Origin of the sequence: Pseudomonas marginalis (genome assembly GCF_024169655.1) — a bacterium.
Lineage (GTDB): Bacteria > Pseudomonadota > Gammaproteobacteria > Pseudomonadales > Pseudomonadaceae > Aquipseudomonas > Aquipseudomonas paraveronii.
Genome location: NZ_JALJWV010000001.1, coordinates 1,386,779 through 1,399,785, shown reverse-complemented (window position 1 = coordinate 1,399,785; position 13,007 = coordinate 1,386,779). Strand labels below are relative to the sequence as shown.

Annotated in this window: 14 protein-coding genes; 8 read left to right on the top strand and 6 right to left on the bottom strand. The window is 61.7% G+C overall.

Translation table 11 applies throughout. The annotated features are described in order from the left end of the window. The first annotated feature begins 20 nt into the window (after nt 1-20). The 3 genes from bufB to J2Y83_RS06195 are packed head-to-tail and all read left to right on the top strand — an operon-like array spanning nt 21 to nt 2,154. Nucleotides 21-899, top strand: coding sequence for an MNIO family bufferin maturase (gene bufB, locus J2Y83_RS06205; protein ID WP_253393834.1), 879 nt, complete (start codon nt 21-23; stop codon nt 897-899). Next, a complete protein-coding gene (locus J2Y83_RS06200; protein ID WP_253393832.1) occupies nt 896-1,672 on the top strand; it encodes an HvfC/BufC N-terminal domain-containing protein in 777 nt (258 codons plus the stop codon). Before bufB ends, J2Y83_RS06200 begins: the two co-directional genes overlap by 4 nt. Beyond that, nucleotides 1,669-2,154, top strand: a complete 486-nt coding sequence (locus J2Y83_RS06195) for a DoxX family protein (protein WP_253393830.1) — start codon at nt 1,669-1,671, stop codon at nt 2,152-2,154. The genes J2Y83_RS06200 and J2Y83_RS06195 overlap by 4 nt, the downstream gene beginning before the upstream one ends. On the opposite strand, the gene J2Y83_RS06190 is transcribed toward J2Y83_RS06195, so the two are convergent. Beyond that, on the bottom strand, nt 2,151-3,059 hold the full coding sequence (locus J2Y83_RS06190; protein ID WP_253393828.1) for a LysR family transcriptional regulator: 909 nt from the start codon (nt 3,057-3,059) through the stop codon (nt 2,151-2,153). The genes J2Y83_RS06195 and J2Y83_RS06190 overlap by 4 nt on opposite strands. Nucleotides 3,060-3,164: 105 nt before the next feature. Between J2Y83_RS06190 and J2Y83_RS06185 the strand changes: the two genes are divergently transcribed. From J2Y83_RS06185 to J2Y83_RS06175, 3 genes are all read left to right on the top strand, one after another. Next, entirely contained in the window at nt 3,165-3,764 is a 600-nt protein-coding gene (locus tag J2Y83_RS06185) for a short chain dehydrogenase (RefSeq protein WP_253393826.1), read from the top strand. Between the two features lie 96 nt (nt 3,765-3,860). Beyond that, nucleotides 3,861-4,532 (top strand): COG3650 family protein, encoded by a 672-nt coding sequence (locus J2Y83_RS06180; protein ID WP_253393824.1) that lies wholly within the window; start codon nt 3,861-3,863, stop codon nt 4,530-4,532. Nucleotides 4,533-4,638: 106 nt separating this feature from the next. Beyond that, nucleotides 4,639-6,252, top strand: a complete 1,614-nt coding sequence (locus J2Y83_RS06175) for an NAD(P)/FAD-dependent oxidoreductase (RefSeq protein ID WP_253393822.1) — start codon at nt 4,639-4,641, stop codon at nt 6,250-6,252. A 58-nt stretch (nt 6,253-6,310) separates the two neighbouring features. Here J2Y83_RS06175 and J2Y83_RS06170 read toward each other — a convergent pair whose 3' ends face one another. Continuing rightward, nucleotides 6,311-7,405, bottom strand: a complete 1,095-nt coding sequence (locus J2Y83_RS06170) for a PLP-dependent cysteine synthase family protein (protein WP_253393821.1) — start codon at nt 7,403-7,405, stop codon at nt 6,311-6,313. A gap of 215 nt (nt 7,406-7,620) precedes the next feature. Here J2Y83_RS06170 and nhaA point away from each other — a divergent pair, with 215 nt between their 5' ends. After that, a complete protein-coding gene (gene nhaA / locus J2Y83_RS06165) occupies nt 7,621-8,796 on the top strand; it encodes a Na+/H+ antiporter NhaA (protein ID WP_253393820.1) in 1,176 nt (391 codons plus the stop codon). Nucleotides 8,797-8,871: 75 nt separating this feature from the next. Here nhaA and J2Y83_RS06160 read toward each other — a convergent pair whose 3' ends face one another. Further along, on the bottom strand, nt 8,872-9,336 hold the full coding sequence (locus tag J2Y83_RS06160) for a glycine zipper 2TM domain-containing protein (protein WP_003189251.1): 465 nt from the start codon (nt 9,334-9,336) through the stop codon (nt 8,872-8,874). Nucleotides 9,337-9,493: 157 nt separating this feature from the next. On the opposite strand from J2Y83_RS06160, the gene J2Y83_RS06155 reads away from it, so the two are divergent. Beyond that, entirely contained in the window at nt 9,494-9,736 is a 243-nt protein-coding gene (locus J2Y83_RS06155) for a hypothetical protein (RefSeq protein ID WP_253393819.1), read from the top strand. 54 nt (nt 9,737-9,790) lie between these two features. Here J2Y83_RS06155 and pdxH read toward each other — a convergent pair whose 3' ends face one another. The 3 genes from pdxH to J2Y83_RS06140 form a co-directional block, all read right to left on the bottom strand. Then, nucleotides 9,791-10,438: a pyridoxamine 5'-phosphate oxidase gene (gene pdxH / locus J2Y83_RS06150; RefSeq protein WP_253393818.1), complete on the bottom strand. Its 648-nt coding sequence runs from the start codon at nt 10,436-10,438 to the stop codon at nt 9,791-9,793. Between the two features lie 27 nt (nt 10,439-10,465). After that, nucleotides 10,466-11,695, bottom strand: coding sequence for an OmpA family protein (locus tag J2Y83_RS06145; protein WP_253393817.1), 1,230 nt, complete (start codon nt 11,693-11,695; stop codon nt 10,466-10,468). A 142-nt stretch (nt 11,696-11,837) separates the two neighbouring features. Further along, complete coding sequence (locus J2Y83_RS06140; protein WP_253393816.1) at nt 11,838-12,983, bottom strand: serine hydrolase domain-containing protein; 1,146 nt, start codon at nt 12,981-12,983, stop codon at nt 11,838-11,840. Between the last annotated feature and the right edge of the window lie 24 nt (nt 12,984-13,007).

Sequence of the window (13,007 nt, the reverse complement as noted above, 5' to 3'; positions counted from 1 at the left end):
AGCCCCCAGCCTGAGTACTGATGATGACGCTTCCGTTCCTGCAAACGCCCTCAGCGGCTCAGGTACCCGGCCTCCCCTTGCGGGCCGGGCTGGGGCTGAAGCACGAGCACTTCGCCGAAGTGCTCGACACCTGCCCCGATATCGGTTTTTTTGAAGTGCATGCCGAAAACTACATGGTGGCCGGCGGCCCGTTTCATCACTACCTGAGTTTGATTCGTGCGCAGTACCCGCTGTCGCTGCACGGCGTGGGCCTGTCCATCGGCGGCGAAGGCCCGCTGGACCGTGAGCACCTGGCACGGCTCGCGACGCTGATTGAGCGCTATCAACCCCGCGCCTTTTCCGAACACCTGGCCTGGTCGACCCACGGCCCGGTGTTTTTCAACGACTTGCTGCCCCTGGCCTACGATGTCGCCGCCCTCAATCGAGTGTGCGAACACGTTGATCAGGTCCAGAGCACCCTCAAGCGCCCAATGCTGCTGGAGAACCCCTCGACCTACCTGCAGTTCCAGCGCTCGACCCTCGACGAAACGGACTTCATCGGCGAAATCATCCGCCGCACCGGCTGCGGCCTGCTGCTGGACGTCAATAACGTCTACGTGTCGTGTATCAACCATCAGCGTGACCCGTTGGCCTACATCGACGCCCTGCCCTTGCACGCCGTGGCTGAGATTCATCTGGCAGGCTTTGCCGAAGACACCGACAGCCTGGGCGAGCGCCTGCTGATCGATGATCACGGCGCGCCCATCGATAACGCCGTCTGGCAGTTGTACGAGCACGTACTCGCGCGTACCGGCCCGGTGGCCACGTTGATCGAAAGGGATAACCAGGTACCGGCCTTCAGCGTGCTGCTGGCCGAGGCTCAACAGGCCGAACGGCACTTGTTGCAGGTGCGCCCATGAGCCTCCTCGAAGACTTTTCCGCCGCCCTGCTCGCGCCGGACCAGGCCTGCCCCGACGGCCTGTTCAGCAGCAACGGCGCCGACCCGGCCAGCCGCTTTGCGGTGTATCGCAACAATGTCCACAGCTCATTGATCAATGCGCTGGCGAGCGCTTACCCGGTGACGTTGCAACTGGTAGGCGATGAGTTTTTCCGCGCCATGGCCGGCTGCTACGTACAGGTGAGCCCGCCCAGCAGCCCGGTGATCAGTGAGTACGGCGCTACATTTTCCGACTTTATCCAGGGCTTTGAACCGGCCGCGAGCGTGCCTTACCTGGCGGATGTCGCGCGATTGGAGCGCTTGCGGGTCCGTGCCTATCACGCGGCGGATGCCCCGGCGCTGGAACCGCAGGCTGTTCTGCAGCAACTGCAAGCACACACCGAACTGGGCACATTGCGCCTGCAATTGCACCCATCCCTGGCCACGTTGAACTCCCGCTACGCCGTCGTCGCCGTGTGGGCGGCGCACCACACCGAGGGCGCGATTGCCACGTTGAATCCCTGGCACGCCCAAGGCGCCCTGGTGTTGCGCCGGGGCCTGGAGGTCAAGGTGTTCGCCATCGACAGCGGCTCGGTGGCGTTTATCGACAGCCTGAACCAGGGCGCGATGCTGGAGGACGCGCTCACGCACGCACTGGAGGCGTCGGCCGAGTTCGACCTGCACCAATGCCTGGCGTTGCTGATCAATCAAGCCGCCATCACTCATCTGTCTCTGGAACACAAGGTATCGTCATGAACCCTCAATCACCGTGCCTGATTAAACGGGCCATCCAACTTTTTGAACAAATCCCCTACAGCTTGATCGCCTTTCTCGCACGCTTCTCCATCGCTGCGGTGTTCTGGAAGTCCGGGCAAACCAAAGTCGAAGGCTTTGCCATCGACTTGATCAGCGGCACCTTCCAACTGGGCGCGCCGCGCCTCGCCGCCTCGACGCTGCCGCTGTTTCGCAGCGAATACAAGCTGCCCTGGCTGTCACCGGAAGTGGCCGCGCACATGGCGGCATTTGCCGAACACTTCTTCCCCGTGCTGATCCTGCTGGGCTTGGCCACGCGCTTTTCGGCCCTGGCGCTGATTGCCATGACCCTGACCATTCAACTGTTCGTGTACCCCGATGCCTACCCGACCCACGGCACCTGGCTGGCCGTCCTACTGCTGTTAGTGGCCAAAGGCCCGGGTCGCCTCTCCGTCGACTACCTGATCGCCCGCCGTTATCGCTAGAGTCGGTCGAGGGCTTCGCCGCTGCGCTTGAACCAGTCCACCAGGTAGTCGGCCAACACTAGGGTGCGTCGCGGCAAGCCGCCCTGATAGGGATGCACCAGGTACATCGGCAGGCTCCGCGTCTGATAATCCCGCAGCAGCCAGCGCAATCGGCCGTCAGCCAGTTCCGCCGGTAAAACGTAGGAAGGCAGCCGCGCAATACCGGCGCCCACCAGGGCGGCCTTTTTCAACAGGTTGTAGTGATTGGAGGCGAAGGTCCCGCTCACCCGCACACGCAACAGTTCGTGCTGCTGGTGGTACAGCCACTCCTCGCGGCCGCTGTAGTGGCTGTTGAGCAGGCAGGTGTGGGACGCCAGATCAGCCGGGGTCAGCGGTTCGCCGTGCTGCTCCAGGTAGGCCGGGCTGGCACAGGTCATCTCGTGCCAGGCTAGCAGTGGCTTGGCCACCAGCCGCTCATTTTCGATGGCACCCGAGCGTACCCCCAGGTCAAAGCCATCCCGCGCCAGGTCGCGGTAGCTGTTGTTCAGCTCCAGTTCGAGCTGCACCTGCGGATAGTGCTCGGAAAACTCCAGCAACAAGCCATCGAAGAAGGTTTCGCCCAATGACACCGGAACCGTCATACGCACCGGCCCGGCCAAATCGTCCTTGAGCCGGGCCAGTGCCTGACGCGCCCGTTCGACCTGCACTACCAACGCCTGCGCCTGAGGCAACAACGCCGCGCCGGCAGCGGTCAGGCTGAGCTTGCGCGTGGTGCGGTGCAGCAACACCACCGAATACCCCGCCTCCAACTGGCTGATGCGCTTGGACAATTGCCCTTTGCTGCAACCCAACTGCTCAGCCGCTACGGTAAAACTGCCGGCTTCGATCAATACGGCAAACGCCGCCAGGTCATCCATCTCACTCATGGATTGTTTCCATTTGAAAACCAAAGGTTGCCTATTAGCGCGTTTATCCACTTGAAAAGCCACACTAGACTGAACCCTCACTTACCCCACTGGAGAAACAGCACGATGAAAATCCTATTGATTGGTGCCAGCGGCACCGTGGGCTCAGCGGTCAAGGCGGAACTGGCGCAGCGTCACGAGGTAATCAGTATTGGTCGCAGCAGCGGCGACTTCCAGGTGGATATCAGCGACGGCGCCTCGATCCGCCGGCTGTTCGAGCAGACCGGCCGGTTCGATGCCCTCGTCTGCGCCGCAGGCAGTGTGAATTTCGTCGCGCTGGGTGAGATGAGCGAAAGCGATTTTGAACTGGGCCTGCGCGACAAATTGATGGGCCAGGTCAACCTGCTGCTGATCGGCCGCGAGTACGCCAACGACGGCGCCTCGTTCACCTTTACCAGCGGCATCCTCAACCGCGACCCGATTCGCACCGGTGCCTCGGCGGCACTGGTCAATGGCGCACTGGATGCCTTTGTGAAAGCCGCGGCAATCGAATTGCCACGGGGCCTGCGCGTCAACTCCGTGAGCCCGACGGTGCTGCTGGAAGCCATGGGCAGCTACGCACCGTACTTTCGCGGGTACAAACCGGCGGCGGGCGCCGATGTGGCACTGGCCTACGCGAAAAGCGTCGAGGGCTTGCAGACCGGTCAAACCTTTATCGTAGGTTGAACTTCAAGGCTGTAAGAAATGCCTGAAGCTCGCACGTGGGCTTGTGATGCACCGCCAGCCTGCGTAACGTGGCGGCACTTGTCAGGAGACCCGATAATGCGTGCCGCCCGTACCCTCATGCTGTTTGCCTTGCTCCCGCTGTTCACCGCCTGCCAGTTGTTCGAAAGCGAGCCGGCCAAACCGTCCACCGTCGGGCTGACCCGCATGCAGGGCGAACTCACGGCTGTCGCAGGCAAGCTGTTGTTCCAACCGTGCCAAGACCAGCGTAACTACGTGGTCAAGGATACCGGCGGCACCAGCATCCTGCAGGAAGCCGCCTCCCTGGCCGGCCAGCAAGGCGTGCTGTTTGCCGACCTGCGCGGCAAGTTCTCCGGCGTCGCCACCGGCACCCAGGGCGAAGTGGAGCTGCAACAGCTGTACCGCGTCGAGCGCTCCGTCTCGGCCTGCGATGATCCCGACTTCAAGCGCACGATTCTGCGCGCCAACGGCCACAAGCCGGCCTGGGCGCTGAACGTCACCGCCAAGGGCATGGTGCTGGAGCGCGAAGGCCAGCCACCGCTGCCGGTTCCCTATGTCGAGGAACAACTGGGTGACGGGCGTTTCAACCTGATGACCGAAGCCAATAACCAGCACATCGAACTGTGGGTAGCCCCGCAGCGCTGTGTCGACAGTGCCAGCGGCAGCCTGCAACACATGACCGCCGAGTTGCGGGTCAACGGTCAAGTCCAGCGTGGCTGCGCGGCTTTCGGTGGTTCGCGGGACGATTGATTTGCTCCTGTGATGTTTTAACATGACGGCAAACTGCGCTTGGGGCTTATAATCACCGGTTTGCAAAACCGCCGGCCCCACCAAACGCCGCACACCGGACCCTGTCATGTTACGAATCACCGAACTCAAGCTGCCCATCGACCATCCCGAAGAAGACCTGCGGCCCGCCATTGTGCAGCGCCTGGGCATCGCCAGTGATGACCTGCTCGATTTCACCCTGTTCAAGCGCAGCTATGACGCCCGCAAAAAATCCTCGGAGCTGTGCTTCATCTACACCGTCGACGTGACCGTGAAGGGTGAAGCCGCCCTGCTGCTCAAGTTTGCCGATGACCGCAACATCAACCCGGCGCCGGACGTCAGCTACAAGGTAGTGGGCCAGGCGCCTGCGGACCTGGCTGAACGTCCGGTCGTCGTCGGTTTTGGCCCGTGCGGGATTTTCGCCGGGCTGCTGCTGGCGCAGATGGGCTTCAAGCCGATCATCCTGGAACGCGGCAAGGAAGTGCGCCAGCGCACCAAGGACACCTGGGGCCTGTGGCGCAAAAGTGTGCTCAACCCGGAGTCCAACGTGCAATTCGGTGAGGGCGGCGCCGGGACCTTTTCCGATGGCAAGCTCTACAGCCAGATCAAAGACCCGAAATTCCACGGGCGCAAAGTGCTGCACGAGTTCGTCAAGGCCGGTGCACCGGAAGAAATCCTCTACGTCAGCAAGCCGCACATCGGTACGTTCCGTCTGACCGGCGTGGTGGAAAACATGCGCGAGCAAATCATCGCCCTGGGCGGTGAAGTGCGCTTCGAGCAACGGGTGACCGACGTGTTGATCGAAGACGGTCAACTGAACGGCGTGGTCCTCGATGGCGGCGAGCAGGTCCTTTCCAAGCACGTGATCCTCGCCCTCGGCCACAGCGCCCGCGATACCTTCCGCATGCTCCACGGCCGTGGCGTGTACATGGAAGCCAAGCCGTTTTCCGTGGGTTTCCGTATCGAACACCCGCAGTCGCTGATCGATGCCGCGCGCCTGGGCAAATACGCCGGGCACCCGAAACTCGGCGCCGCCGACTACAAACTGGTCTACCACGCCAAGAATGGCCGCTCGGTCTACAGCTTCTGCATGTGCCCCGGCGGCACCGTGGTGGCCGCGACTTCCGAGCTGCATCGCGTGGTGACCAACGGCATGAGCCAGTACTCGCGCAACGAACGCAACGCCAACTCCGGCATCGTGGTCGGCATCACGCCTGAGGTCGATTACCCGGGCGGCCCGCTCGCCGGCATCGAGCTGCAGGAGCGCCTGGAGTCCCACGCCTACGTCCTCGGCGGCAGCAATTACGAGGCCCCGGCGCAACTGGTGGGCGACTTTATCGCTGGCAAACCGTCCACGGCCATCGGCAGCGTGGAGCCGTCCTACAAACCTGGGGTGTCCATGGGCGACCTGGCCCTGGCGCTGCCGGACTTCGCCATCGAAGCGATCCGTGAAGCCTTGCCGGCGTTCGAGAAGCAGATCAAGGGCTACTCGCTGCACGATGCAGTCTTGACCGGTATCGAGACGCGCACCTCATCGCCATTGCGGATTACCCGTAACGAATCGATGCAGAGCTTGAACGTCAAAGGCCTGTTCCCGGCCGGTGAAGGCGCCGGTTATGCCGGTGGGATTCTGTCGGCGGGTGTCGACGGCATTCGGATTGCCGAGGCGTTGGCGCGGGATATGTTGGGTATCGAGGCCTGAAAAAACCGCCATCCAGATGTGGGAGCAAGCGCGCTCCCACGGTGTTTTTCGTGGCGTGTCAGATATTCGCGCGCAGGATGTTATCGGGCAGCGGCTCACCGCGCTCGACGCTGGCCGCCACCGCAGCGATCAACCCCGGCAGTTCATACCCCTGCCCCGCCAGCCACGCCTGATCGTAATAGGTGGTGGCATACCGCTCGCCCCCATCACACAAGATCGCCACGATCGACCCCGACTCCCCCGCCGCTTTCATCTGCTGCGCCGCCATCAAGGCACCGATCAGGTTGGTCCCGCTGGACCCGCCGACCCGTCGCCCCAGCCGCTCGGCCAGGTAATGCATGGCCGCCAGCGACAGCGCATCCGGCACCTTGACCATCGCATCGATGACCTTGGGCAAAAACGACGCTTCGACCCGCGGTCGGCCAATGCCTTCGATCCGCGAGCCGCACTCCAGGCGCAAGCCGGCATCGCCGCTCAGGTAGTAGTCAAAGAACACCGAGCGCTCGGCATCGGCACACAATACGCGGGTGCAATGCTGGCGATAACGCACATAGCGTCCCAGGGTCGCGGTGGTACCCCCCGTGCCGGGGCTGGAAATCAGCCAGCTCGGCTCGGGATGACGCTCGAAGCGCATCTGCTGGAAGATCGACTCGGCGATGTTGTTATTCGCCCGCCAGTCGGTGGCGCGTTCGGCGTAGGTGAACTGGTCCATGAAGTGACCACCACTTTCCTGCGCGAGACGTTCGGATTCGGCGTAGATCTGCGTCGGATCTTGTACCAGATGGCTCTTGCCACCATAGAAAGCGATCTGGGCGATCTTTTCCTTGGAAGTGGTGGCTGGCATCACCGCGATAAACGGCAGGCCGAGCAAGCGTGCGAAGTAGGCTTCGGAGATCGCCGTCGAACCGCTGGAGGCTTCGATCACCGGCGCCCCCGGTTTCAGCCAGCCATTGCACAGCGCATACAGGAACAGCGAGCGAGCCAGCCGATGTTTCAGGCTGCCGGTGGGATGGCTGGACTCATCCTTGAAGTACAACTCGATACCCGGCAAGCCCGGCAGCGCTAAAGGGATCAGGTGGGTGTCGGCGCTGCGCTGGAAGTCTGCTTCAATAATACGAATGGCTTCGCGGGCCCAGGGACGGTGGTCGCTCATGAGGGAATCTCTAAGGATTTCAGTCGCAATCTTAGGATGTTTCCCACACCTCACACAGATACAGTAGCGACTCAATTGGACACACAATTGCTAGGCTCTGGCGCAACCCCGACCGCGCCCCATTCTTATAACAAATAAGAATATAACTTTTGTTTTAACAACTAACGGTACGGGTTAGGGTACGCACCTATTGAATCCGGATTGGAGAGCACACCTTGGCTCTGCGTAGCACGTTCACCCGTTTTTTCCAGCTGGAAGCCGCCAGCGGTCTGTTGTTGATCGCCGCAGCCGCCTTGGCGCTGATCGTCAACAACTCACCGTTGTCGCACCTCTACAGCGCGTTTCTCGACGTGCCCGTAGTGGCGCAGATTGGCGCGCTGAAGATCGCCAAGCCCGCGTTGTTGTGGATCAATGACGGCCTGATGGCCCTGTTCTTCCTGCTGATCGGCCTGGAGGTCAAGCGCGAGTTGCTCGACGGCCACCTGTCCAAGCCCTCGCAAGTCGTCCTGCCAGGCGCTGCGGCGATCGGCGGCATGGTGGTGCCGGCACTGATCTACTGGGCAATCAACAAGGATTACCCTGCGGCGCTTTCCGGCTGGGCAATCCCCATGGCCACCGATATCGCCTTCGCATTGGGCGTCCTGGCGCTGCTGGGCAAGCGCGTGCCGGTGTCGCTGAAACTGTTCCTGATGACCCTGGCCATTATCGATGACCTGGGCGCTATCATCGTGATCGCCGTGTTCTATTCCAGCGATCTGTCCGGCGCAGCCCTGGCGGGCGCAGGCGCCTGTTTGATTGCCTTGATTGCGATGAACCGGCTGGGCGTGATCAAGCTCGGGCCTTACCTGATCATCGGCCTGATCCTGTGGGTCTGCGTGCTGAAAAGTGGCGTGCATGCCACCCTGGCCGGCGTGACCCTGGCGTTCTGCATACCGATGCGCACCAAAAACGCCGAAACCTCTCCGCTGTTGACGCTCGAACATGCCCTCCATCCGTGGGTGGCCTACTGCATCCTGCCGCTGTTCGCGTTTGCCAACGCCGGTGTGTCCCTGACCGGGGTCAGCCTCGAGAGCTTCACCCACCACGTGCCCCTGGGTATCGCCGCCGGCCTGTTGATCGGCAAGACTATCGGCGTATTCGGCCTCACCTGGCTGGCCATCAAGACCGGCCTCGCCGCGCTGCCCAGCGGCGCCAACTGGGGTCAGGTGTTCGGCGTCGCGATCCTGTGCGGCATCGGCTTTACCATGAGCCTGTTTGTCGGTTCACTGGCGTTCGTGCCGGGCGCCAGTGAGTTTGCCGGGGAGGATCGAATGGGGATTCTGACCGGGTCGATACTCGCGGCGTGTATCGGTTATGCGGTGACGGCAATGGCGAGTCGCAAGAAAGCCTGACCCGCGCAAACACCGCACACAAAAAACCCCAGCCGGTCACCCGGCTGGGGTTTTTCTTTGCTCGCGGCTTAACGCTTAGCGAGTCACGCGGCTGGTACCATCAACGGTCATGATGCGCACGCGATCACCGATGCGGAAGATTTCATTTTCCTGCACGGCCTGCACGTAGGCGCGCATGCTGCCGTCGTCTTCGCGAACGGTGATTTCCACGCCCTGGGTGCGGGTCAGGCCTTCTTCGGTGGCCGAACCCAACAGGCCGCCGGCGACGGCGCCGATCACGGCGGTCACGATACTGCCACGGCCGCCGCCGATGGCGCTGCCGCCCACGCCGCCAATGACGGCACCGGCCGCGCCGCCGATTGGGGTCTTGGTGCCTTCGATTTTCACCGGACGCAGGGATTCAATGGTGCCCATGCGAACGGTCTGCACACGACGCGCTTCGTCACGGGAGTACGAGTCGCCGGTCAGACTCGAGGCGCAGCCACCCAACAACAACGACAGGGTAGTAAAGCAGGCAACTAGTAAAACGGACTTACGCATAGCATCAACTCCAAAGGACAGGTGTTCATTAGACGCTGCGGCTTGACGCCTGTCACGGCAAGCCCCGCAGAAAATTGCTTTCATTCAGCCCTAGTACAGAGTGCCAGCACCAGAAGACTCGACAAACGGTAGCACTCATTTCGTAAACAGGACGCTCATGGATTATTTCATCATTGTAGTCACTACCGTAGCCGGCTTGTATTTTCATGGCTGGTTGTACCTGCGCATCCGACGCTGGATCGACCGCGACCTGGCGCTCTCCCTGGCGGGCAGCGACCTGCACAAGCGGGCGTTTATGCTGCAACAACTGGAAAAAGCCCGCACCCTGAAGATCAACCGCCGCGATTTGCCGGCCTGGTTGAAAAACGCGGCGCAGCAGTATACGCCCGAGGCCTCTTGAAGAGAGGCTTCGGGGTGACAAACAACAGTCAGGTGGGGTGACGAAAGACGACGATCAGGGTGCCAGACGCTCACGGGTCCAGTCGGCCCCTTGCAAGCGGTAGTTCAGGCGGTCATGCAAGCGGCTAGCGCGGCCTTGCCAGAACTCGATGCGCTCGGGCAACAAGCGATAGCCGCCCCAGTGCTCGGGGCAGTGCGGCTGAGTGTCGCTAAAACGCTCTTCGGTGACCTTGAGCAAGTCGTGCAATTCTTCGCGGTCACGGATGACCTTGCTCTGCGGAGAGGCCCACGCGCCCAGGCGGCTACCCAAGGGGCGCACCTGGAAATAGGCGTCCGACTCTTCGGGCGTGACCTTGACCACCCGGCCCTCGATGCGCACCTGGCGCTCCAGGGTCGGCCAGAAAAAGGTCATGGCCGCGAAGGGCTGCGTCGCGAGCTGATCGCCCTTGGCGCTCTGATAGTTGGTGAAGAAGGTAAAGCCCTGTGCATCCAGGCCCTTGAGCAGCAGGATGCGACAGTGCGGGCGACCGTCCTCATCGACCGTGGCCAGGGTCATCGCATTGGCCTCCACCGGCGGCTGCTCGGTCTTCACCGCATCGCCAAACCATTGGTGGAACAAGGCGAACGGCTCGCTCGGGGCCTGGGCCTCGCTCAAACCATCCCGTGTGTAGTCACGGCGCATATCCGCCACTGCCTGGGTCATGCGACTTTATCCTTCTGGTTCAACGGATCAGTTTTTTGCCTGGTCGTTCGCAACCGGTGCAGCAGCCTTGGCTTTGGCTTTGGCCGGTGCTGGTTTCTTGGCAGCTGGCTTGGCCGGGGCCTTTTTCGCGGCTGGCTTAGCTGCGGATTTCTTCGCGACCGCCTTTTTCGCTGGGGCTTTTGCGGCTGCGGCCGGCGCGGGAACGTCCTGCACGGCAACCATTTCAGCCACAGGCAGCGTCTTGCCCGAGTTGTACTTGCTCAGCAAGGCCAACATAGTTGTACGCTGAGTAAACATAATTTCCATGCGACGATTCAGCGCACGGCCCTGGGTACTGTCGTTGGCGGCACGTGGCATCATGTCGCCCATACCGCGCAACATCAGACGGTCTTGCTTGAGGCCGCTGAGACTGAAAATCGATGCGATGGACACCGCGCGCTCTTTGGTCAACGCCTGGCTCGCCGGAGCGCTGCCGGTGGCGTCAACGTGACCGAGGACCAGTACGGCGGTCTTCGGGTCAGCTTCAACAGCCTTGGCGACGCGAGTGAACGGGCCCAGGGTAACCGGCAGCAACATCGTCGGGCGTTTCGGGTTGTAGGAACCGTCTACCGGGGCAATCACCACCAGTACGTTGTCGCGACGTTCCAGTTGCAGGTTGCTGTCCTTGATGGCGGCGCGCAGGCGCGGCTCATAGTCGTCCAGCCAGGCTTGGGTAATTTTCGGGTCGGGCATCGGCACGTTGGTCACGTCGACCTTGGCCAATGGCTTAGGCTTGGACGTGCTTTCGAACGGCCACCACCAATGGGTTTCGGAGTCGGTCTTGGCGACGACGGCGGCAGCAGGAGCAGCTGGCGCCGGGGTTGCAGCCTTAAGGTCGGCCTTCAGGTCAGCCTTGGCATCGGCGGCCTTTTCGTCGGCGCTCTTGGAGGAGAACGGCCACCAACTGGAGCCGGTATCCGCTTTGGCCACCGGGGCTGGAGCAGGAGCGGCGGCTACCGGCGCGGCAGGCTTGACGCTGGCAGCAGCTAGCGGTGCAGCAGGCTTGGCGCTGGCAGCAGCTACCGGTGCAGCAGGCTTGGCCCCGGCGGCGAGTTTGGCGTCCGGTTTGGCGTCGGTTTGGGTCACTGCGTCCTTGGTAGCAGCCTTGTCAGATCCAAATGACCACCAATGCCCGCCCTCGGCATCATTTTGTGGTGTTTGTGCGCAGCCAGTAATAGTGAGGCACAGCGCCAGTGCCAAGGACTTGTTCGATAACATGAGATATCCACAAAATGAGAAAAAACCGGGGGTCTGAACGACCCGTTAAACAGACGCGTCCGGAACATTAAAGTTACAATATTTCGCTTCGCGCCTTCTTATACTTGCATTTGTAACAAAAAAACGTGAAACAGCAAGGGGTTTACAGACAACCGGCCAATATTCTGACCAACTTCTGCGCCCGCGGGTCCATAAGTACATAGGGCCCCAATGTATTAGTCGCAAAACCGAACGCTACATCATGTTCAGGGTCGGCAAACCCCACCGAACCACCCGCACCTGGATGTCCAAATGCACGCGGGCCAAGGCCGAAGGTCGCATTCGGCAGTTGCGGTTGATCCAACATGCAGCCCAGGCCGAAACGGGTTTGGGTCAATAAGGTTTTATCGGGCCCGATACTGTGTTCACGGGTCAACTGTTCGAGCATGTCGCTTTCCAGCAAACTACCGTCCAATAAACCACTATAAAAGCCCGCCAGGCTGCGCGCATTACCGTGACCATTCGCCGCTGGCTGCTGCATACGCCGCCATTCCGGTTTATTAGTACTGGTCAGAATAGACGGCGGATTGGCAAATGCCCGTGTCGTCATGGCCGCAGGTTCTCGCATCATTACTTGCAGTAAACGTTGCGCGGCTTCATCGCCCATGTTGCCTTTGCCGCGCGCTATATGGGCCACGCGATAAAATTCTTCGTCCGCCAGGCCCACATGAAAGTCCAGCCCCAACGGGCGTGCAACCCGCGCCACGATGGACTCGCCCGGCCCGCGTCCGTCGGCACGGCGCAGCAATTCCCCGACCAACCAGCCATAGGTGATCGCCTCGTAGCCGTGGCCCTGGCCCGGCGTCCACCACGGGGCTTCGGCCGCCAAAGTGTCGACCATCAATGGCCAGTCGTACAGCGCTTCGGCGGGCAGCATTTCACGGATCGCCGGCAACCCGGCCTGGTGGCAGAGCAACTGGCGCAAGGTGATGGCTTCTTTACCGGCCGCGGCAAACGCCGGCCAGTAGTTGGCCACTGGCGCATCCAGTTGCAGCTTGCCTTCGGCCACCAATTGCAGGGCCGCGACGGCGGTGAAGGTTTTGGTGCAGGAGAACAGGTTGACAATGGTGTCGCTGTGCCACGCTTGCGCCCCATCCTTATCGGCGGTGCCGGCCCACAGGTCGACCACGGTTTCCCCGCCGATCTGGATGCACAGCGCCGCACCACGCTCTTGCGGGTCATCGAACAACGCGGCGAACGCTTCACGTACCGCTTCGAACTGGAGCTCGTAATGACCCTGAACCTGCACCTAAGCCCCCTCGGAAAACGCTGT